This is a genomic window from Gymnodinialimonas ulvae, from assembly GCF_037543845.1.
Lineage (GTDB): Bacteria > Pseudomonadota > Alphaproteobacteria > Rhodobacterales > Rhodobacteraceae > Gymnodinialimonas > Gymnodinialimonas ulvae.
Genome location: NZ_JBBIFX010000001.1, coordinates 205,225 through 226,047, shown reverse-complemented (window position 1 = coordinate 226,047; position 20,823 = coordinate 205,225). Strand labels below are relative to the sequence as shown.

Below are 20,823 nucleotides of genomic sequence, written 5' to 3'. Positions count from 1 at the left end.
CAGGGGCGCGACGCGCGCGCAATGCTGCCTTGGACATGGTCGAAGACACACCCAACCCGCGCGGCCCCGACGCCGTGACGCAACAATTGCCCGCCGGAGAGCTTCCGCCGGGCTGGACCCTGTTGGGCGGTCAGTACGAGATCAAACGTCTGATCGCCTCGGGTGGCTTCGGGATCACCTATCTGGCCAGTGATACGCTGGGGCGGGATGTGGCGGTCAAGGAATGCTTCCCCCTCGGCCTCGCGCAGCGACAGGCCGCGACCCATACCGTCAGCGCCACCTCTGCCGGCACGTCCGAGCATTTCGAGACGGCGCGCGCCCAATTCCTGCGCGAGGCGCGGATGCTGGCCAGCTTGCGCCACCCCAATGTGGTCCATGTGCAGACCTTGTTCGAGGAAAACGGCACCGCCTATATGGCGATGGATTTCATCCATGGCCGTGATCTGCAGGAGGAAATGGTCGCCTCCGGCACCGCATTGGCACCGCACCGCGTGCTGGATCTGGCGCGCGATCTGTTGGGGGCGCTGACCTATATCCACGACCAATCCGTGCTGCACCGCGATATCAAACCCCAAAACATCCGCATCGACCGGTTCGGGATGCCGATGTTGATCGATTTCGGTGCCGCGCGCGCCGAGACCCAGGCGCGCAGCCGGATGGCCGGGACCTTCCGCGTGGTGACGGACGGCTACAGCCCCCATGAATTCTATGTCTCCGGCGCACAGCAAGGGCCGCATTCGGACCTCTACGCACTGGCCGCGACGCTGCACCATGTGATCACCGGCGCCGCGCCGGTGGCCGCTGATGAGCGCGCCAGCGCCATCGCCACCGGACAACCCGACCCCTATCGACCGATCGCCGGGGCGTACCCGGAACAAGATGGGCGGCTCCTCCACCTGATCGACCGCGCCTTGCTGATGACCCCGGACGAGCGCCCGAAAACCGCGGATGAATGGCTGGTGGCCCTGGCCGATGCGCCCACGACGATGGTGACCGCCGACACCCCCGCAATGGCCGCAGCGCCCGCGCGACGCGGACGGTTCGCCGGCGGCGCGTTCCTCGGGGCGCTCCTTGCCACTGCGATGGGCGGCGGCATCTGGGTCGCGCAGCCCGCGTGGTTGTCGCCGGGTATGGATGAGATGATGGCCGAGATGGGCCGATTGGAGGCGGCACTGACCGAGGCGGAGGGCGAGTTGGCCGGATTGCAGGCCGCCCTGACGGAGGCGGATGACAATCTGGCCCGCCTGCTGGCCACCGATGGCGACATGGCGGCCACGATGGCGGACCTGGAGGCCGCTCAGATGGCGCGCGACGCGGCGGCGGCGCGAGTGGCCGAATTGCAGCGCGATGTCGAGACCCTCAGCGTCACGCAAGCCGCCCTCGAAGATGCCCGCGCAGCCCGCGATGCGGCCAGCCAACGCGCCGCCGACCTCGCCGAGGACAATGCCGCCTCCGAAACCCGCATCACAGCGCTTGAGGCACAATTGGCCGAGGCCCGCGCGCAGCTTGCCACGCTCGACACAGCCGCAGCCGAGATTGCGCGGCTGGAACAGGCGCTGGCCTCCGAACGCACGCGCGCCGCCGCGCTGGCGGATGTGGACCGGGACCTGACCGTGGCGGAGGCCGCATTGGCGGAGGCGGCAGCCGACATCGCCGCGCTGGAGGCCCGGCTCGCCACCGCGCAGGACACGGGCGCACAGACCGGTGCAATGCAGCAGGAAATGGACCGTCTTGAGGCCGCGCTGACGCAGTCGGAAGCGGACCGCGCGCAGCTTGAAACGGATTTGCAGGCGGCCGAAACACGCGCCGCTGATCCTGCAGAGCTGGACCGCCTGCGCACGCGCGTCGCCAGGCTAGAGGCCGAAAACGCGGCCCTGCAAGAGGCGTTGGCCGACGCGCGGGGCGATGCGCCGTTTTACCTGTCGGACGTCGCGATGCTGAGCGCACCGAACGGCACGCTGTCTCTGTTGCCGCGGTTCTCATGGGACAATGCAAGCGTCGGGCTGGTCGACAGCACCGGCGGCATCGCGCTGTTTGACCGCAACACCGGCAGCTACACAGCGCATCTTGCCCGTGGCATCCCCGATGACATCACGCGCCTGGGCTTTTCGATGGGCGGCGGATACGCCATCGCCACAACCGGCCCCGGCACACCAAACCGGCTTTACGACATCGCCGCGCGCCGTGAAATCCTGCGCTTTGACCCCAGCACCGTGACCACCGCCAACCGCGCGATCTCCCGCAGTGAAACGCATTTCGTCTACACCCGCGGTGGCGTCGGCGGGCAGACTGATGTCGTGTTGGTCGAGCTGGCCAGCACCAGCCTTGGCGCTCCCTCCGAGCAGATCCTGACCTCTGTGCCGGGCGGCACGGCGGTGCGCGTGACCTTCGCAGAAACCCGCGACGAGATCACGATCGTCACCCCCAGCCTCGTGCGCCTGTTCGATGTAGACGGCCGCCTGACGCAAACCACCGGAAACCGGATGGGCCCATTTGTAGCGATGTCGCCGATGGGCGGGGACCAAGGCCTTCTGGTGCTGCGCAATGACGGCACGGTGATCCTTTATGACAACGCCCTGGATCAGCGCGAACTGGCCCGTTTCGCGTCCAACGGCCCGTACACGACCTACCGTCTGTCGGGGGATCGGCTCAACTTCATGCGGGCCAATGCAAGCCGATGGGAAATCCTCGACCTGACGGCCCGGGACGTGCGCGGCACTGGCGTCCTGCCCGAAGGCGCAGAGACCGCGTTCTTGTCGGTCTCCTCGAATGGAACGATGCTGTTCATCGGCGCCACGGCTGACAGCAACGCGCGCCTTGTCGATGTCGCCACGGGCGAGGCCATGCATGATTTCGGTGACGCCGTGCAGGGCTATTTCAGCTTCGACGGCAGCCACCTTGCCGTGGGCTCCCCCGGTGAGACGCAAGCGCGCATCCTGCGCCGCGACATCGCCCCGTCCGAGCCGCTTTTGCAGGAGGCGCCCGCGCTCGTGAACATCGCGCCGCTGGCCCCGCCGCAACCCGCCCCGCGCGTGGATACGGGCACCTGTTCCGCCCTTGGCGCAATTGGCGATGACACCGGCATCACACCCGATTTCCAGGGCCGCTCGCGGCTCTTCCCGGTGCAGGCGGGCGGCGCGATGAACCTCTCGGAATGCTGGTCCGTCCTGCCCAATGCGTTGACGGCACTGATCGCCGCCGCAGATCGCCCGCTTTTCGTTACGCCGCAGCCCGCGTTCGCGACGACGATCCTGGCCACGGCGCAACCGATCTCGCTGGATGTGCTGGCACGCTCGGGCTGCGACGGGCAAGTGGTGGCGCAATTCGGGCAAAGCTGGCAAGTCGCCGACCCGCTCAGCATCGACCGCGCGCTGCGGTTCCGCGACGCCGGCGAGACCGACCAACCGTTGCGGGTGTGGCTGGCCACGGCGGACGGCGACACGACCTGCGAGGCGCTGGTCGAGCTGCGACTGAACGAGCCACCGGGCTAGCGGCCAGGCAGAGGGCTGCAAACCCGCGCGTCACGTCACCAGCAGGTATACACTCGACGCGATGATCCAGATCGACGCCAGCGTCTTGAGCCACAGCGACCCCAGAAGCGACGCGATCCCCTTCGCCAGAAACCCGCCCACTATAGCGCCGGGCACCGCGATCAACGCAATTTCCAACCGCACCAGCCCGCCGAAATAGCCATCCCAGAACCCTGCGATCACGCAGACCACGCTGACCCAGACCGCGACCGCAATGGCGACCTTCGTGGGAAACCGCCGCAAGATCAGGTAGATGGCCAGAAACTCTCCGATGCCGACGGAAAACAGCGCCGTCACCGCACCGCCAAGAATGCCGAGGCCCATCAGAACCCAGATCTCCCCCGGCGAGACCCATAATTTGCGATCCTTCGCCGCCTGCCGGCGCTGGACCCAGGTGAAAATCAACAACGTCACACCGAGGGCCAGCGAGAAGAACTTGAACCAGATGATCAGTTGATCACCCTCAACCTCGACAAAGGCCTGCGTCAAAAGCAGCGCGGGAATTCCCGTGGCCAGCGGCGCGAAGGTCAGCGCGGCGAGGGTCTGCGACGACACCTTTTCATCCCATGCAAGGCCGTCCTTCACAAAGATTGCATGCGCCCAGGTCAACGCGCCGATGGACATGCCGAAGCACTGGATCGTGAAGCTGACCGCGACGCTTTCCTCGGGCTTGAGCGACGCGATGCGCAGCAACTCCGGCGGAATCATGATGCCGCCGTCCTGCAAGGCCGCGAAGACCGGCACGAACACCACGCCGCCGCCTGTGCCCGTCGCATTGGCGATGATCGCGCCCATGATGCCGACCGGAAAGAAAAACCAAAGGCCCATCAACACGTCGAACGTCAGCGCGCTTTCGCGAAACAACAGCGCATAGGCTCCCGCCAGCAGTAGCAGATGGATCGGAATCCATGCCTTGATCACCGGCGTCATGGCAGAGTGCGCGGCCATCAAAGCTTGCCGAATTGGCCGCCCTTGAAGCGCCAACGGATGAAAAACGCCTGCAACGGCCCAAGCAGCGCGAGGAACGAGGGGATGAAGACGCAGGCGAAATGCAAACTCGCCAATCCAATCGCCACCGCGCTGGAAAAATCCACCAAGGGCGGCGTATGCCCGTCTATCGCGACCGGTAGCCACGGCACCAATCCCGCCCGCGCCAGCGCGAAGACCACGCCAAATTCCACCCACGAAAAGAAGAATTGATAGGCAAAGGGCCAATCGCGGTCCCAGCGGGTCGTCTGGATGAAAATATAGATCGGGTCGAGCAGCAGGCCGAGACCCGTAATCGTGACCAGGAACAGCACGAACGGCATCGCGATATCGTAATCCCACTTCCACCCCGCCAGGATGAAAGCGAAGGCCAACGTGGCCGGTATACCAATGAAAACAAAAAGGAAAAGCCGCGTTTGCAGCCGTCCGAAAAGGGTCGGGATCATCGCGTGTTCTCCTTCACGGGCGCGCGCCCACCATCCACTTCGTCCACCCCCCAAACGAGCGCAGCGGCCCGAGGTTGCGCACTTTGTGAAGGCGTTCTGTGACAAGATGATCGACGGACCTTATCGCCGAATATTGCAGGCCGAGGAAGCTGTCGACGGCGAGGTATGGCCCACCGGTCGTGATGGTGCCCGCGGCATAGACCCGGCCATGGTTGTTGCGCAGCCCCTCGATCTCGAAATCATTGGTGCAGCGCAGGCCCGTGGCCCCGCCCTTCTGCGGCCCGCTGTCGCTGGCCCGGTAGGCATGGTTGCGCGGCAAATGGTAGGTGTCGAGCAGATCGGCCAAAAACGGCGAGCGGCGGATGTCGGCAATTAGCCCTGTGCAATCAATAAGATAATCGGCGTTCAGGACCTCTTCATTGCCCTCGACCGTGTTGATCGCCACCTGCACGCCCTCGGGTTGGTCCGGCCCCGGAGACGGCAGCGGTTGCAGGTCGCTGATTGTGCCATAAACAGGCCTGTACCACCCCTCCTCCGCACCGCGTTCGGCGATGGCGATCCAGTCCGAGCGTTCGGCGGTCGTTGTCCCGCCAAGCTGGCTCAGCATGACACCGCGCGCCGCGTCATCGGCCCGCTCGTATTCCACCCGCAAATCACCACCCCAACAGGATTTCGGCCAGTTGAACGGCTGAATTTCGACGTTGTTGCGCACCAGCCGCCGCGCCTTGCGAAACACCGCGCCGTCGCGCGGGCCAAGGGGCGTGCGCATCGAATGCAGGATGCGGATCTGCGGGTTCTTTTTGCGCGCCTCGAACAGGCGTTGGATGATGCGTGACGCCACGATGCCGCGTCCGCGCACCACGACCTGCACCGGGCCACCGCGGCGCTCGGCCTCGACATACATCTGATCATGGGGCTCGTAGGCGTTGGCAACCTGCGCGCGGCTGTCGGGGTGGGTGGTGATAAACGTCTGGAAATCATCGACAAACCGCGTCGCCGGATAGCCAGTGGCCAGGTGGACAACATCCGCGATCATGTAGCGGTTGCGCGCCTCGCCCTGCGCCTCGCCGCCCCACAGCTTGTAGGCCACCGCATAGCGCCCGTCCGACGTCTTGCGCAGGCCCATCACCTGCGCCTTGACGAACATATCGGGCCAGCCGATGCGCTTGGCCTCAACGTCGAGGCCGTCGAACACGTCGCCCGCGCGCGGCGTATAACTCTCGGACAGAGTCGGCTCACCGAACACCTGAAAAATGCCCTTCACACCAATGCCCTTGCCGACCTCTCGCAGGGCATAACCGGGAAATCCCCAGATGTTGTCCGGACGGCTCAGGCTGTTGGAGCGCAGGCGTTCATGGTCGGGTATCTGGCTGTTCTTGCAGTAGCGCTGATAGGTGCGATAACATACCTCTTCGGTCCCGATCGCCCTGATATCATTGCTGGAAATCCCGTAACACCGCAGGTGATCGACCCAGACGAAACTGCCCAAGCCCCCGCCCACGGCGCAGAATTTCACCTCTTCGACCGGATGGCCCGAGGCGCGCAAGGCCTCGATACCCACTGTGTCCTGCCCGCCGAATTCCATGTCCGGGAACGTCCGGCGCGAAGGCGGCGGGGCATCGTCGTCGGTGATCACCAGACGGCTGACCAGTGAGGCATCGACCTCAACGCCCGCGATGCGCGTGGCACTGGATGCGCTCTCCGCGGGGGTCAGCAATTCCAGAAGCCAGCCCGGGATCGAGATTTGATCCCCGACCTCCAGAACCTGCTCTTCGACCCGCGTGCCGTTGACATAGGTGCCGTTGGTCGACCCCTCGTCGCGCACCCGCACATCGGCCTCGCTCAGCACCAGCGACATATGCGACCGACTGACCGCGTCCCCGGTCAGCGGCACATCGGCCGCGTCGCTTTTGCCCACCAGAAACGCACCGGGTTCTTCGCACAAAAGAATGCGCGAGCCGCCAATTGTATTGCCGTCGATGCCGATCTGGCGAACACGGAAACGGACCGGAAAATTCATCATCATCAGATCCTTACGAATGCACCCAATAAGACGTTCCATCGCCCAGACGTTGCCCGCAATAGCGGCAATTTTCGCTCGGCAGATAGGGGTTGAGCTGCCGGCAGGCGGCGTTCGTGCAGCTTAGGCCCTTGCCCTCTTCGGCGGACATGATGCGCAAAAGCTGCCCGCGAATATCCAGCGTCGCCAGATGATCCAGCGGCACCTGTTCGCCCGCCTCCAACGTGCGGCGATTGTGGCTGACCTCATCGCCCAGGCCACAGATCGCCTCGACCCCTCCCGCGCCATCGGGGCCGATCATCACCAACACCTGCGCGCCCTCGGCCTGGGCCGCGGCCATCGCGTCGCGCGCGCGGCCCTTGCGGCGGCGCATCAACACCTCCGACCCGCCCGAAGCGACCAGCGCAATCGACACCCCGTCCAGATCCAGCGCCTTGAGCCGCCCGGTGGACGAGCTGTCATAGACCAGGTGCAGGGGCTGGCCGATGGCATCGACCTGCGCGGCCTTGGGTGAACAGATCGTCACTTGCAGGCCGACCGTCTCGAACGCGCGCATCGCGCCGGTGGCCATCCGAACGGTGCCGCCTCGCCCCAACGCGACGGGGGCCGAGCCCTCCTGCCCGATCTGCGCCACGCCGTTGGACGACAGATCCGTGACCACAAGCCCCCCGTCCGCGGCGGCGGTGATCGTCAGGTGCTGTCGCGAGAGCGTGCCGAAGCCGTCCCCGAAATGCACAACGCGCCCATCTCCGGCGTTGACCCGGCCCACATTGTCGGCGCCGAAACGCCCGATCTCGACCGGCAGGCGCAGGGTTTCAGTGGCCAGCAAAACCTGCCCGCTGGCGGCATCGCGAATGGAAAGCTCGACGTCTTCGGTCATCTTGGTGTTGGTCCCCGTCGTCTCAATCTTGGGTCAAACTGTCATTGCGCCTGGCTCCATGGCGCGCCGCGCATTTCCTGGCGCGCATTGTGCGGCCCGGCCTTGGAAAGGGGCGCGCCCGGATCGGGCCGCGTCATCGCGCGTTCGGCGGGCGCCGCCTCACGCTGCGCATCATCCGAAGGCGCATCATCGCTCAGCGTCTCATCCGTCAGGGACACAGCACCTTCTTCCGTGGAGATCCGCAGACCATCGCTTTGCGGCGGTGCGTCTACCGTGTCCGCCGCGTCGGTTTCCGTGGCCTGCACCGTGCCAACATCCTCCAACGCATCAAGTGCGATGTCCGACGTGGGATTGTCGGCCACATGCTCCGGCCCGGCGACGGCATCAGCCTCCTGCGCCACAACAGGCGCGGCGTCTGCAGGCACCGCGGGTTCGGATTGCACCACATCCGGTGTGGGCGCGTCCTTTTCTCCGGGCAAAGCGAGGATCAGCCCAAGGGCCAGCGCCGCGCCGCCAAGCAGTACCGCAGGAACCACAAACCGACGCCCCCCCGACGGCACCGTCTGTCGCGCCTGCGCAGCCGCTTTCCCCGCCGAAGCCTCGGCGCTGGGGGCCACAGCCCGCGCGCCCTCCGCCGCCACCGCCGCTTTAGACACTGCACCGGCACCGCCACCATCCCCGGCGCGCTCGGTCAGTTGGAGCACCAGCACGGCGGTATTGTCCTGCACCGGATCATCCAGATCGTGCAGCGCGCCCATCAGCGCATCGGCGATCTCGCGGCTGCTCGCACCATGCACAAAATCGGACACAACAGCGGAAATCTGTTCGTCATCGAGATATTGCAAGCCATCGGACGCCTGGATCAGGACATCGCCCAGATCAAGCACCATGGCCGTCTTCGGCACGTCCTTGGCCTTCACACTGCGCCCCATCAGAACCGAGGTCAGCGCGTTGCGGTCGGGGTGGGATGCCGCCTCTTGCTCGGTCAACTCACCCGATTTCGCCATCTGGTCGATGATCGGGGCCATGGAATGGTCTTCGTTCAACTGCCGCAACTGCCCTTCGCGCCAGAGATACAGCGGGCTGTCCCCGACCGAGGCCCAATACAGGCGATCCTCGAACAGGACCGTGGCCAGAAACGTCGCCCCCATCCCGTGCAGATGCGGGTCTTCCGCGGCCCGGTCCTTGAGCACATCATTGGCCGTATCAATCGCCGAATTCAGTTCCGCCTGCAGGTTCTTCTCAAGCGCCGTCCCATCATGCATCAGGAATTTCAAATGGCTGACCGCGTCGATCACAACCAACCGACTGGCCAGATCGCCCGCCGCATGGCCGCCCATCCCATCGGCCAGCACGGCGAACCCACGGTCCATCCCACCGTGAAAATCGGCCAGCAACGTGTCTTCCTGGTAGGGGCGTTTGCCTTGCCACAGCGCGGTGGCCACATCGTACCCGATGCCACCCGCGCCGTCCGCCCCCGATGCAAGGCTCATGCGTCGGACCAGTCGAAATCGGGCCCGCACAGGGCCACGAACCGCAGCGACGTGGCCCCAATGCGGATCGTGTCGCCATGGGCCAGCATTTCAACCGTCAGAACCGGCGTGCCGTTGAGCCGCACAAGGTTCGTCTTGCCCCCATGGCTCAGGTAGAACAGCCGCGCCTCGTCATCATAGGTGACATAGGCATGGGCCTCGCGGCTGATCGTGTCGTCGCCAAAATCGACCTGCGCGCTGTTGACCGGATCGCGCCCGATGCCGCTCATGCCCTGGTGCAGCGGCACCGACGCCCCGCGCCCCGGCCCTGCGGTGACGACAAGCCAACCGACGACCGGAACCGCCGGCGCAACCGAAGCGGGCGCAGCTGCGGGATCCGGCGCACTGGGCGCAGCCTCTCCCCCGTAGCCATGAATGCGGGTCTTGGGCCGGGCATGGCCAGAGGCATCGCGCCCCTGCTGCGGCGCGGCCTGTGTCGGCGGCGGCGGCGGTGCCGTTTCGGGATCGGTGATCATGCGCGTGGCCGATCCGGGCCGATCCGGCGGTGTCCCGGGCAACGGTGGCGGAACCGGGTCACCCGGCGTCAAACCGCCGTCGAGCTCATCGTCCGTGAGGATGGGTTTCTTGGCCATTGTCATCCTTTCCAGGAACCGGTGCGCGCAGCAAGCCGCACATCCTGCTCGCCGCGTGCGTGCCCACCCCGTGCGGGCGACACGCAGGGCCGCGCCTTGATTGGTAGCACATGAATGACAAACGTGAAGAGTTTTGGCGCGCAGGGCGAGTGGCGGAAAACCCTGCCCTACCCGATGGAGTTGGCCACCGCCCCGCCCCTCAGAGCGGTCTAGTCGTTGTCCGACACGCCCGCGCCCGCGCCTTTCGCGCGGCTTTCGTCGGTGGCCGGCGCATAGGTCCGAAAGGCGAAGGCCGTCAGCACCTGCAAGGTCGCGTCTTCAACCCGTGCGCGGCTGTGCAACGGACCGGCCTCGGGCGGCGCGCAAGGCTCCACATGAACCTGCGTCAAGCCAAGCGGCAAGGCGCGCCCTTCGATCCCGCCCTCACGCGACAGCGCAAGCCGCGCATCGCCCGCCGTCACCGACAGCCCCGCATCTTTCGCACAAAGCGGTGCCAGAAACGGCAGCAGCATCATCGGGCTGTAGACCGGCCCCAACGGCCCCTCGGGCACCGCCCCGGCATCCGACAACGCCGTCCCAAGCCCAATCGAGCAGCCCTCCGGCCGACCGTCGGTTTCCGACAGCAACGCCGCCAGCGCGCCGGCCCCATCGTGCCCGCGCTCGGTCAGCCAGCGCACACCAAACGCCGCCTCTTCCGCCAAACCATGCGGACGCCCCGTCCCCCGCGCGGCTTTCAGCGCCAGGGATTGCAACTCGCCAAGGGACAGATCGTGGGTCATGACACCGGGTAACACCACCCGTCGGGATCGGCCTCTGAAAGCTCCTTGGGGAAAGGTGCATTTTGAAACATCGTGATCCGCAGCCAGCGATCGGACCGCGGATCGAACCGCGTCGCGCCAAAAAAGCTCAACTTCGCGCGCAGCAAGTCAATCGGGGCCATGTCGGCGTGGATCGTGTTGTCGCGCACCTCGGCGTAGGCATGGGTTTCGGCGATTTGCAGGCGCCGCACGGTATGGCGATGCTCGGGATGGCGCAGAAGAAAGCCCGCAACCGGCCCTGTTTCACCGTCCAATGCCGCATACAACGCCGCCGCATCGCGCGCCGGGCAGAGCGGCTGCGCATAGGGCTCCACATCACCCTCCGCCCGCTCGCCCAACCGCGGCTCGAGCTTTTCGGCAGAGACATACCACACCCGCGCCTGCTCCTCCGGCGCGTCCCAATCCACGGTCAAAGCCTGTGGGTGCACCCGCTCGATCAATCGGCGCAAATCGGCCACATCGCGGCCGCCGTCGATGCGGATCGGGCTTTCGTCGGCGGCCATCTGGTCCGCCGCCGTGTCAACAATCGCCCCGTATGGCTCCAGAAGAAGTGCTGCCAATTGCTCCTGCCCTTCCAGCCGCAACGCCATCTCCCCCCATCGCCACAACCGATCCCACGGATAAGGCGCCTCAAAGTCGAACTGTGCCAATTCGCCCAGAAGAACCGCCATATCGCCGCGCAATTCCGCAAGCTTGGCCTGCTGGATGGGATGTTCGGACTGCCATTCGAACGCATTGACCTCCGCGCGCCGCGCATGCGCCCGGAAACTGGCGGCCTCAGCCTCGGAGGCCTGCCGCACCCCGCGCACCGCCGCCAAGGCCCATTCGCGCGCCGCGATCCAGTTGTGGATCAGGCGCGGGTGGTTCATCACAAACGGCGCCATGCCGAGGCCGGTGGAATTCCCGATACCAAAGCGCCGCCGCACGTCGGGATCAAGCGGCACGGCATCGGCGGATTGCGCCCGCGCCATGTGCTCCACCAGATCCATCACAAACGCCCGGATCAGGTAAACGGTCAGCATTTCGGCCTGAAACGGCGCACGCAGCTCGGGGCGCGCCTCGATCTGCGCCCGGTCCGCCGCGCCGAACTTGGCCGATCCATAAACCGCCGTGGTCCGCATCAGATATCCGACCTGCTCCACCAGGCTCAGGTCCAGTTGCTGCCCCGCAGCCAGGCGCTGCACCACGTGATCCCACAGGCGCACCGACCGGTTCGCGCGGCTCAACGTCAACTCGCGCTCGGTGATCCGACCCGCCTCCTGCAAGGGCACATTGGCGCGAAGCCGCTCGATATCTGCGGCCTCCGGCACCCCATCGAACAGGGTAAATGTCGTGTCCCAGGCCGTCGCGATCACCCGATCCGAGCGCGCCTCGGGCGGCAAATCATGCGCAAACGCGACCAGCGAATAGGTCCGGTCCGGCCCCTGCGCGCTATACACCGCATGGCCCACGCCGGTCGCATCCACTGCCCATTCGGCACATGTCACGCGCCAGCCCTCGCGCTTCATCCGTCGCAGAAGGATCCGCATGAAGCTCAGGCGCGATTGATGGAATGCGCCCAACCGCTTCAGGTTCATCACCACCTGCGGGTCGCGCAACGCCACCTTTTGCTGCGCTGGAACACTCATGCCGCCGCTCCGAAGTTCTTGTCAAAGAAACGCAACCAATTGCCCCCCATAACCGCCTCCACACCAGCCTGATCAAACCCCACCGCGCGCAATCCCGCCTCCAGCTTCGGGAAATCCGCATTGGTTTCGAACCACGCGGGCTGTGGTGGGAAACCCGGCGCGCTGGCCGAGCCCTCGCCATAATCAATCCGCTTCGTCCACCGTCCAACGCGCATCCATTCCACCACGCTGTCGGGCTGATCTTGGCACAAATCGCTGCCGATGCCGAAATGCGCGACACCGTAACGCGCCGCCATATCCGCAATCATCCCGCAAAATGCATCAAGCGTGCAGGCGCCTCCATCCTTCAAATGATGCGGATAAAGCGAAAACCCCATCATCCCGCCGCCCGCAACCACCGCTTCGATCACCTCCGGGCGCTTGTTGCGACGCGCGCGATGCCAATCGAACGGGTTGGCATGGGTGATCGCAATCGGGCGCGCGGAGACCTCCGCCGCCTCGATGGTCGAGCGGTCCGCCGAATGGCTCATGTCCACCACCAAGCCTACGCGGTTCATCTCGGCCACCACCTCGCGGCCCATCCGCGTCAGCCCCATATCCTCGGCCTCGTAACATCCCGTCGCCAGCAGGGATTGGTTGTTATAGGTCAACTGCATGAACCGCAGCCCAAGCTGATGCAGGATCTCGACCAAGCCGATGTCATCCTCGATCGGCGACGGGTTTTGCGCCCCGAACACGATCGCCGTCTTGCCCGCCGCCTTCGCCGCGCGCACGTCGTCACCCGACCCGGCCCGCATGATCAGATCCCCGTGGTCCTCGAAAAACCGGTTCCAGCGCTCGATCTGCAAAACGGTCTCGCGAAACATCTCGTGATAGGCAATCGTGACATGCACCGCATCCACGCCGCCCACCCGCATCTGCTCAAAGATACGGCGTGACCAGTTACAATATTGCAGCCCATCAATACGCATGGCAAAATCCATCCATCACCCGGCTCAACTGGTCAATTCCCTCACCCGCCTTACCGGGTCAATCCCCCTATTAACACTTGCGCGATTGCGCCCAACCGCCCACACGCCCCAGCCACGACGCCCCGGCACGCCCCTTGGCGCATGTGCGTCATCTTTGCACCAAAAGCATGCAACGCCCGGCCTGGGGTTGGCCGGGAACAGGGAGTCACGGGGATCATCGCTCAAACCCAGACCGCACCCTCACCCGAAATAGATCTTCCACCGCGCCCGCACCGCCGCATCCGTGACCGGGTCCACCTGACAGGGCGCCTGCGCCAATATCTCGTGCTTGCGCGCCGTCGCCCCCGCGATCAGGTCGGGCTTATCCGCCTCTTCCCATTCCTTCGGGCTCATCCGATTGCCGAGCCTTGGATAAACGAAATCCGATTGCATCAGCGCCAGCGTCCGGTCCGTACCAAGGTAATGGCCCGGCCCGCCCATGCAGACCTCTGCCATCTGATCGAGCGCCAACGTCTCGTCATTGACCTCGATCCCACGCACGCAGCGTTGCGCCTGCCCGATCAGATCATCGCTCAGGATCAGGCTCTCCAAACAAAACCCCAGCAACGAGGCATGCATCCCCGCCGCCTCATAGACCATGTTCAACCCCGACAGACCCGCCATCACATTGGAACACATCTGTTCCCATCCGGCCTGCATGTCGGGCATCTTGGCATCGCTTGCGCCGCCTGCCGCGCCACCGGGCACGCCATAGAACTGATGCATCTGCGCGCAGGCCGCGCTCAGCAGCGCCTGCTCGCCCGATCCCACCGACATCGCCCCGGTCCGCAAATCCAGGTTGAACGGCCAGGTCCCGAACACCACCGGATGCCCCGGCGCCATCGCGTTCACATAGACCAATCCGGCCAAGCACTCCGCCGTCGCCTGCACCACCGCGCCCGCAATGGTCGACGGCGCCGTCGCCCCCGCCATTCCCGCCGACAAAAGCAGCACCGGCATGCCCGCGCGGATGCAATGTTCCATCGTTTCGCAGCTTTCCGTGGCGAATTTCATCGGCGGCACCACAAAGCAATTGGTGTTCGAGATGAACGGCCGCGCGCGCCATGCCGCTTCGCCGCCCGCCAGCACATGCAGCATCTCCATGCAGGGGGCCACATGGGACGGGTCGCTGAACGACATCCCGATGTGCTTTTGCGTGCCCGCCACACAGGCGTAGACCGAGTTCAGGTCCATCTCCAGATTGTCCGCGATATCCCGGCACACCATCGGGCGCTGAAAGAAATGCACATTTTCAAGCGCTTGGGTGATCCGCGCGGCATCATGTAGGTCCTGCGACGTGGAATGGCGGTAGGCGTTGGTCTCGACCTCTACCACATTCACCGCCGCCCCCGCCGTGCCGTAATGCACCCGGTTGCCGCTCAGGTGCAGGTCAAATTGCGGGTCGCGCGCGGGCAAGGTGACGGCGCGATTGGCATGCGCCAGCATGTCCTCGACCAAGGCACGCGGAAATCGCACCCGCCCATCCGCGCCAAGGGTCGCGCCCGCACTCACCAAGATGTTGATCCCCGATTGCGGCGCATCGGCCAGCCCGATGGTCTCAAGCGCCTGCAAGGCAGCCTCGTGGATTTGCCGGATCTGACCATCGCTCAACACTTTGAGCGTGCCGCCCTCCATGCCCGCCCGGATCGGTTGCAGATCCTCGGGCAGGGCCGCCGCGCGTGCCGCCACCCGTGCCGCCCGGCCGCCGCCGCGCCGTCCCTTGCGTATCTCGACCTCAACCATCGCCACGCCCTCCCTTCAAAAGCGCATCAATCTCATCACCCCGCGCCGCCGCCTTGAACGGCGTGAAATGCCCGGCCTGCAACGCCGCCATCGCGTCCCGGATCGCTGCATGGGTGAGCCGCGCCATCTGACTGCCCAACGAAATCCGCCGCACCCCCAGCCCCGTCAGAGTGCCAAGGCTCATATCCTGCACCGGCCCAACCGCCAGCACGTTCAACGGCGCTTTCACCGCCGCAAGGATCTGCGCCAGCTCGGCCTGTCCGGGTGGCACCGGCAGGTAAAGGCAATCGGCCCCCGCCGCCTCGAAGGCCTGCAACCGCAGGATCCCTTGCGACAGGTCATAGACCCCGTTCATCACCCCATCCGCCCGTGCCGTCAGCACGAAAGGCCGGCCCAAAGACCGCGCCGCTGCAACGCCCGCGCGGATCTTTTCCAGGGCCAGTTCAAAGTCATAGGCCGTGACGCTCTCGCCGAACGCCATGTCCTCTATCCCGCACCCCGACAGGCCGACCTCCGCCGCCAACCGCACCGTTTCGGCGACATCCTCGGGCGTGTCGCCAAAGCCGTTTTCGAAATCGCCCGACACCGGAAGGCCGGTGGACGCCACGATATCCTCGGCATGGGCCAACGCCTCGTCGCGGGTTACGCCGCCCATGTCGGGCCGCCCCAACGTAAAGGCATGGGCCGCCGAAGACGTGGCCAGCGCCACCGCCCCCATCGCCGCCATCATCCGCGCCGATCCAGCATCCCAGGGGTTCGGCATCACGAAACATCCCGATCCGTGCAGCGCCATGAACCTCTCGTGTCGATCCGTCCTGCTCATGTCTGCCTCCCGCAATGATGATCCGGCCCGTACCAACCCACCGCTCCGCCCGTTTGGGACGTTTCGCCGGAAAGTGCATTTTGATGGAACAAAGAGGGGCAGGGTTGCGCCACAACGCGGCGCGGAGACTTGTCTCCGGACCGGGCGGCGCGGGCACTCACCGGCCCAACCTGCGCGCGATTTCCGCGATATGCGCCGGGCCGGTTTCGCAACAGCCCCCGATGATCGTGGCCCCCATATCCACCCAGGCCGTCGCGTGATCGGCGTAGGCCGCGGGCCCCATATCGCGCCGCGCGCTCAGGTCGCTGGCCGTCGTGCCGCCCGCCAGAAACGCCTTGGTGATCTGCGTGAACGCATTGGCATAGGCCCCGAACGGCACGCCACCGGTGCCGATGATCTCCAACGCGGGCGGCATCACTTCCGGCGCAGAGCAATTGGCCAGCACCGCATCCGCATCGCGCGCCACGTCCATCGCCTCCGCCAAGGTCTCGCCCGAGCGCAGAAGCGTTCCGTCCTCGTCATCCACCGTCAGCGCCAGCCACACGGGCCGCAGCGTCTGCCGCCCGGCCTCCAGGCACGCACGTGCCGCTTCCACGGATGCAATCGTCTCGAACAACAGGATATCGGCGCGCGGGGCGAGGATCTTCGCCACCTCCGCATAAAGCGCCACGGCATCCTCGTAAGGCGGGTTCAAATCGGCGCGGTAACTGGCCCCGAGCGGCCCGATGGCGCCTGCGATCTGCGCCCGCCCCCGCACCCCTTCGGCCTCATCGAGCGCGCGGCCCAGAAGCGCCTCGAACTCCGCCTCGCGATCCGGCAATTCAACGCCCGCGCCCGCGTAATGGTTCGACGCCGCGCCGCGCAGCCGGTCGCGGTGGATCGCGTAGGAATTGGTCGTAACCACCTGCGCACCCGCCGCCACGTAATCGTCATGCACCTCGGCCACCAGACCGGGCCGGTCCAACATCACCTGCGTCGACCACAACGGCTGCGCCGGTTGCCCCGAGCGTGCGATCAATTCCTGCCCCATCCCCCCGTCGAGGATCGTTACCTGCGCCAAATCAGGCCTCCGTTCTGCGTCATTGTCCGCTCCCGAGGGGCGTCGCCACATAATCGTACCAAAAGTGCTCATCCGACCCGCGCCGAAGCCACTCGACCGCGAACAAAGCCGGGTCGAAATGGCGCTCGAATTCCTGCGCCACCGCATCCGACGGCGCGCGCGCGTCGTCCGTCAGGCCCGCGCGGAAGACGACCCGTGCCAAGGGGGCCACAGCCTCGACCGCGAAGGTCCACCGGAACTCCGTCTCGCCCCGGGCCTGCGCGTCGTAAACGCCTGCACCCCGATGCCTGAGCGTCAGCGTGCCTCGGTTGAGGCCTGCATAGCTGTCCTGATAGACCGCCGCCGGAGACTGCACATAGGGCGCCTGATCCGCACGGGTCGCGTCGACCTCGAAGCCCAACCCGTCCAGCGCATCCAACCCGCGCGAGCGCAAATCACCCTGCGCGACATCCCACCATTCGGTGAAGAACACAGGCGCGATCCGGTAGTCTATCGGCGGCTCCTCTGGATAATCCGGGTCCGGCGCCATGACGGTGCGCGCCTCAGCCTCAAGCTGGACATTCACGCCGAATGCGTCGCTGTTGCCGACCGATTTGAAAATCACGATCTCCGCCCGTGCCAGATCCAGCACCTGCTCGGGCAGGTCTTCCATCTGAAACCGGAACTTTCCCTCGATACTCATTCTGCCCGCATGCTCCTTGGTAGCCGCCAGTTGATCGCGCCATCGGGCCGGTCACGCCGCCGGAACGAGGACCATGCCGGGCCGACCAGCCGCGCGAACAGGTCCACGTCTTCCGTCCCCCAGCGGTGCAGGGTCACGGACCCAACGGTCGCATCCACCTCCGCCTCGACCCGGTGGAGGGCAGACGCGCAGGTAACCCACACGCGGTACGCACCGCCACCCCGTGCCTCGAACCGCCAGTCCAGTTCCGTGAACATGGTGTGATCGCTGCAAAAGATGAAGCCGTCGCTGTCGATCGGCGGCGTTGCGGGCCGGGTCTTGGGGGCGAAACGCGCTTGCCCGTCGGGCCGCCCGATATCGCCGAAATCGACATTCACGGCAACCGGCCATTCCCAGCCCTCCACGCCCCGATCATCCAGCGTCATGCCCGGCTTCGTGGCCTCCAGCCAGATCCCCGCCTGGACCGTACCTTTTTCTTGTATAATAATCGTCATATCAGCGCGCCGCACCTCTAGCGGGCGCGGGGCCGTCCCGTCCAACTCAACGATGAAACGCGATCCGCTCAAGCCCGCAGCCTTTCGTTCTGCGGATCCCATAGCGGCCCGTCGCCCTGCACCACGGCCCTGCAAATCTCGCCGTAGATATTCACGTCCAACTCCGTTCCCGGTTCGCCATGTTCCGCCGTCACCATCGCCAGCGCCACCGAATGGCCAACCCGGTAGCCCCAGGCGCCGCTGGTCGTCTCACCCACGACCGCGCCATCCTTGGTGATCGTCGACATGTAGGGCGCGTCGGCCTCGCCCGCATCGACCTTCAGGGTCACGAAGCGTTTGGCTACACCGCGCTGCTTTTCCGACAAAAGCGCCGCCTTGCCGGGGAAATCCTGCGGCTTGTCGAACTTGATGAACCGCTCAAGCCCGCCCTCCAACAGGCTGTAATCCGTCGAAAGATCGCCCTTCCACGCCCGGTACCCTTTCTCGATGCGCAACGCGTTGAGCGCGAACATCCCGAACGGCGTGGCCCCGGCCGCAATCACCGCCTCATAGATCGCCGGCATCTCGCCCGTGGCCGCGTGCACCTCCCAGCCCAACTCACCGGCAAAGCTCACCCGCGCCAGGAACGCCGGTCGCCCCGCCACATTGGCGCTTTGATGCGACAACCACCCAAGCGACAGATCCGCATCCGTCCCGATCTCTTCAAACAGCGCCCGCGCCTTTGGCCCCGTCACGATCAGCGCTGAAAATTCCGTCGTATGATCCGTCAGGCTCACCCCGTCGGGCAGCCCATCACGCCACAGCACCTCGTAATCGTGCCACTGCGCGGGCGCCGCCGTGATCAGCGTGAAGTGATCCTCCGCGTGGCGGATCAGCGACATCTCCGTCAGGATGCGTCCGCGCGGATCGGGGAAATATCCAAGGTTCATCCGCCCCACCTTCGGCAGCGCGCCTGCGATCCGACCGCGCAGCCACTCCGCCGCGCCCTCTCCGGTCAGGTTGAAGCGTGAAAAGCCCGGCAGGTCCAGAACGCCAACCCCGTCTCGCACCGCCTCGCATTCCGCGCGCACCCGAACCTCCCACGGCCCCGCGCGGCCCCAGGTCTCGGTCGCCTCAAGCGAGGTGTCATCGCCGTCCTTGGCAAACCAATTGGCCCGTTCCCAACCGCCATACGCTCCCATCTGGCCGCCCAGTTCCACAACCCGCGCATGGTTCGGCGACAGCTTCTTGTCGCGCCCCGCAGGCCAGGCTTTCCACGGAAAATGCATCCCGTATTCGTGCCCATAGGTCTCCAGCGCCTTGTCCAGGCAATAGGAATGATCAGCGTAATCGGTGTAGCGGCGCGGATCGACGGCCCACATGTCCCACTCGGTCTGCCCTTCGGTGATCCACTCGGCCAGAACCTTGCCCGCGCCGCCGCCCTGCACGATCCCGAAGGTAAACGAATGCGCCTCGAACGCGTTCTCCACCCCCGGCATCGGCCCCACCATCGGCAGGCCATCCGGCGCATACGGGATCGGGCCATTGATATTGCGGCCCACGCCGCCCTCACCCAACAACGGCACCCGGGCCATCGCATCCTCGATATACCACTCCAGCCGGTCCAGATCGTCCGGGTACAGCTGGAACGAAAAATCCTCCGGCATCGGATCCTCGGGCGTCACCCAATGCGCCTTGCAGTTCCGCTCATAGGGCCCAAGGTTCAACCCGTGTTTGTCCTGCCGCAGGTAGTAGGAGCTGTCGACATCCCGAATCAGCGGCAGCTTGCGCCCATTGGCCTCCGTCCAATCCTTCACCGCCGGGATCTCCTCGGTCAGGAAATACTGATGGCTCATCACCACCATCGGCACCGTGCGCCCGCCGTGCGGCTTGAACCACTCGCCCACGCGCTGCGCATAATAGCCCGCCGCATTCACCACATATTCACAGCGGATCTCGCCCTGCGCAGTCTCCACGATCCACTCGCCATTCTCGCGCCGCACACCGGTCGCAGGGCAGAACCGCATGATCGTGGCCCCCAGATCGCGCGCCCCCTTGGCCATGGCCTGTGTCAACTGCGCCGGGTCGATGTCGCCGTCATAGGGATCATACAGAATCCCGCTCAAATCATGGGTCTCAAGGAACGGGTACATCTCCCGGGCCTCGTCATTCGACAGCATCCGCATATCGATGCCCTGATACTGAGACATGCCCAAAACCCGCTGGAACTCCTGCGCGCGTTCCTTCGTATGGCCCAGCCGCAGCGATCCGGTGACATGATAATTCATCGGATAATCAACATCTTCGGCCAGCGTCCGATACATCTCCAGCGAATAGCGCTGCATGTTCAGAACCGCCCACGACGTGGAGAAATTCGGACAATTCCCCGCCGCATGCCAGGTTGACCCCGCGGTCAGCTCGTTCTTTTCCAGAAGCACACAATCGCGCCACCCGGCCTTCGCCAGATGATAAAGCCCCGAGGTCCCGACAACCCCGCCTCCGATGATGACAACCCGTGCAGTGCTCGGCAAATCCGCCATGTCTCTCTCCCCTGATGCCCACTGTCCCGCAGCGCGCCGACAAACCCTGTTGCGCAGC

Annotated in this window: 16 protein-coding genes; 1 reads left to right on the top strand and 15 read right to left on the bottom strand. The window is 65.5% G+C overall.

The window, feature by feature from the left end:
- The first annotated feature begins 35 nt into the window (after positions 1–35).
- Positions 36–3,491, top strand: a complete 3,456-nt coding sequence (locus V8J83_RS01020) for a protein kinase domain-containing protein (protein WP_339982501.1) — start codon at positions 36–38, stop codon at positions 3,489–3,491.
- Between the two features lie 30 nt (positions 3,492–3,521).
- Here the strand turns inward: V8J83_RS01020 and V8J83_RS01015 are convergent, their stop codons facing one another.
- The 15 genes from V8J83_RS01015 to V8J83_RS00945 all read right to left on the bottom strand — a co-directional run bounded on the left by V8J83_RS01015 (position 3,522) and on the right by V8J83_RS00945 (position 20,765).
- Complete coding sequence (locus tag V8J83_RS01015) at positions 3,522–4,478, bottom strand: TSUP family transporter (RefSeq protein ID WP_339982498.1); 957 nt, start codon at positions 4,476–4,478, stop codon at positions 3,522–3,524.
- A complete protein-coding gene (locus V8J83_RS01010; RefSeq protein ID WP_339982495.1) occupies positions 4,478–4,963 on the bottom strand; it encodes a hypothetical protein in 486 nt (161 codons plus the stop codon). The genes V8J83_RS01015 and V8J83_RS01010 overlap by 1 nt, the downstream gene beginning before the upstream one ends.
- Positions 4,964–4,976: 13 nt before the next feature.
- Positions 4,977–7,025 carry an FHA domain-containing protein gene (locus tag V8J83_RS01005; RefSeq protein WP_339982492.1) on the bottom strand — a complete coding sequence of 683 codons (2,049 nt, stop codon included), beginning with the start codon at positions 7,023–7,025 and terminating at the stop codon, positions 4,977–4,979.
- Positions 6,997–7,863: a hypothetical protein gene (locus tag V8J83_RS01000; RefSeq protein WP_339982489.1), complete on the bottom strand. Its 867-nt coding sequence runs from the start codon at positions 7,861–7,863 to the stop codon at positions 6,997–6,999. The genes V8J83_RS01005 and V8J83_RS01000 overlap by 29 nt, the downstream gene beginning before the upstream one ends.
- A 41-nt stretch (positions 7,864–7,904) precedes the next feature.
- Positions 7,905–9,356, bottom strand: a complete 1,452-nt coding sequence (locus tag V8J83_RS00995; protein ID WP_339982486.1) for a PP2C family protein-serine/threonine phosphatase — start codon at positions 9,354–9,356, stop codon at positions 7,905–7,907.
- Positions 9,353–9,988 (bottom strand): FHA domain-containing protein, encoded by a 636-nt coding sequence (locus V8J83_RS00990; protein WP_339982483.1) that lies wholly within the window; start codon positions 9,986–9,988, stop codon positions 9,353–9,355. The genes V8J83_RS00995 and V8J83_RS00990 overlap by 4 nt, the downstream gene beginning before the upstream one ends.
- A gap of 209 nt (positions 9,989–10,197) precedes the next feature.
- Entirely contained in the window at positions 10,198–10,767 is a 570-nt protein-coding gene (locus V8J83_RS00985) for a DUF3726 domain-containing protein (RefSeq protein WP_339982481.1), read from the bottom strand.
- Positions 10,764–12,434 (bottom strand): hypothetical protein, encoded by a 1,671-nt coding sequence (locus tag V8J83_RS00980; protein WP_339982479.1) that lies wholly within the window; start codon positions 12,432–12,434, stop codon positions 10,764–10,766. The genes V8J83_RS00985 and V8J83_RS00980 overlap by 4 nt, the downstream gene beginning before the upstream one ends.
- On the bottom strand, positions 12,431–13,405 hold the full coding sequence (locus V8J83_RS00975; protein ID WP_339982477.1) for a membrane dipeptidase: 975 nt from the start codon (positions 13,403–13,405) through the stop codon (positions 12,431–12,433). The genes V8J83_RS00980 and V8J83_RS00975 overlap by 4 nt, the downstream gene beginning before the upstream one ends.
- Before the next feature lie 240 nt (positions 13,406–13,645).
- Complete coding sequence (locus V8J83_RS00970) at positions 13,646–15,187, bottom strand: trimethylamine methyltransferase family protein (protein ID WP_339982475.1); 1,542 nt, start codon at positions 15,185–15,187, stop codon at positions 13,646–13,648.
- Positions 15,180–16,010: an isocitrate lyase/PEP mutase family protein gene (locus V8J83_RS00965; protein WP_339982473.1), complete on the bottom strand. Its 831-nt coding sequence runs from the start codon at positions 16,008–16,010 to the stop codon at positions 15,180–15,182. The genes V8J83_RS00970 and V8J83_RS00965 overlap by 8 nt, the downstream gene beginning before the upstream one ends.
- A 157-nt stretch (positions 16,011–16,167) precedes the next feature.
- On the bottom strand, positions 16,168–17,070 hold the full coding sequence (locus tag V8J83_RS00960; RefSeq protein ID WP_339982471.1) for a homocysteine S-methyltransferase family protein: 903 nt from the start codon (positions 17,068–17,070) through the stop codon (positions 16,168–16,170).
- Positions 17,071–17,089: 19 nt separating this feature from the next.
- Positions 17,090–17,752, bottom strand: coding sequence for a hypothetical protein (locus V8J83_RS00955; protein ID WP_339982468.1), 663 nt, complete (start codon positions 17,750–17,752; stop codon positions 17,090–17,092).
- On the bottom strand, positions 17,749–18,318 hold the full coding sequence (locus V8J83_RS00950) for a hypothetical protein (RefSeq protein WP_339982465.1): 570 nt from the start codon (positions 18,316–18,318) through the stop codon (positions 17,749–17,751). The genes V8J83_RS00955 and V8J83_RS00950 overlap by 4 nt, the downstream gene beginning before the upstream one ends.
- Positions 18,315–20,765 carry a GcvT family protein gene (locus tag V8J83_RS00945; RefSeq protein WP_339982463.1) on the bottom strand — a complete coding sequence of 817 codons (2,451 nt, stop codon included), beginning with the start codon at positions 20,763–20,765 and terminating at the stop codon, positions 18,315–18,317. Before V8J83_RS00945 ends, V8J83_RS00950 begins: the two co-directional genes overlap by 4 nt.
- Positions 20,766–20,823: the final 58 nt, after the last annotated feature.

Excerpts from the sequence above, each read along its gene's own strand:
- V8J83_RS01020 (WP_339982501.1), top strand. The coding sequence starts at position 36 with ATGGTCGAAGACACACCCAACCCGCGCGGCCCCGACGCCGTGACGCAA.
- V8J83_RS01015 (WP_339982498.1), bottom strand. The coding sequence starts at position 4,478 with ATGGCCGCGCACTCTGCCATGACGCCGGTGATCAAGGCATGGATTCCG.
- V8J83_RS01010 (WP_339982495.1), bottom strand. The coding sequence starts at position 4,963 with ATGATCCCGACCCTTTTCGGACGGCTGCAAACGCGGCTTTTCCTTTTT.
- V8J83_RS01005 (WP_339982492.1), bottom strand. The coding sequence starts at position 7,025 with ATGGAACGTCTTATTGGGTGCATTCGTAAGGATCTGATGATGATGAAT.
- V8J83_RS01000 (WP_339982489.1), bottom strand. The coding sequence starts at position 7,863 with ATGACCGAAGACGTCGAGCTTTCCATTCGCGATGCCGCCAGCGGGCAG.
- V8J83_RS00995 (WP_339982486.1), bottom strand. The coding sequence starts at position 9,356 with ATGAGCCTTGCATCGGGGGCGGACGGCGCGGGTGGCATCGGGTACGAT.
- V8J83_RS00990 (WP_339982483.1), bottom strand. The coding sequence starts at position 9,988 with ATGGCCAAGAAACCCATCCTCACGGACGATGAGCTCGACGGCGGTTTG.
- V8J83_RS00985 (WP_339982481.1), bottom strand. The coding sequence starts at position 10,767 with ATGACCCACGATCTGTCCCTTGGCGAGTTGCAATCCCTGGCGCTGAAA.
- V8J83_RS00980 (WP_339982479.1), bottom strand. The coding sequence starts at position 12,434 with ATGAGTGTTCCAGCGCAGCAAAAGGTGGCGTTGCGCGACCCGCAGGTG.
- V8J83_RS00975 (WP_339982477.1), bottom strand. The coding sequence starts at position 13,405 with ATGCGTATTGATGGGCTGCAATATTGTAACTGGTCACGCCGTATCTTT.
- V8J83_RS00970 (WP_339982475.1), bottom strand. The coding sequence starts at position 15,187 with ATGGTTGAGGTCGAGATACGCAAGGGACGGCGCGGCGGCGGCCGGGCG.
- V8J83_RS00965 (WP_339982473.1), bottom strand. The coding sequence starts at position 16,010 with ATGAGCAGGACGGATCGACACGAGAGGTTCATGGCGCTGCACGGATCG.
- V8J83_RS00955 (WP_339982468.1), bottom strand. The coding sequence starts at position 17,752 with ATGAGTATCGAGGGAAAGTTCCGGTTTCAGATGGAAGACCTGCCCGAG.
- V8J83_RS00945 (WP_339982463.1), bottom strand. The coding sequence starts at position 20,765 with ATGGCGGATTTGCCGAGCACTGCACGGGTTGTCATCATCGGAGGCGGG.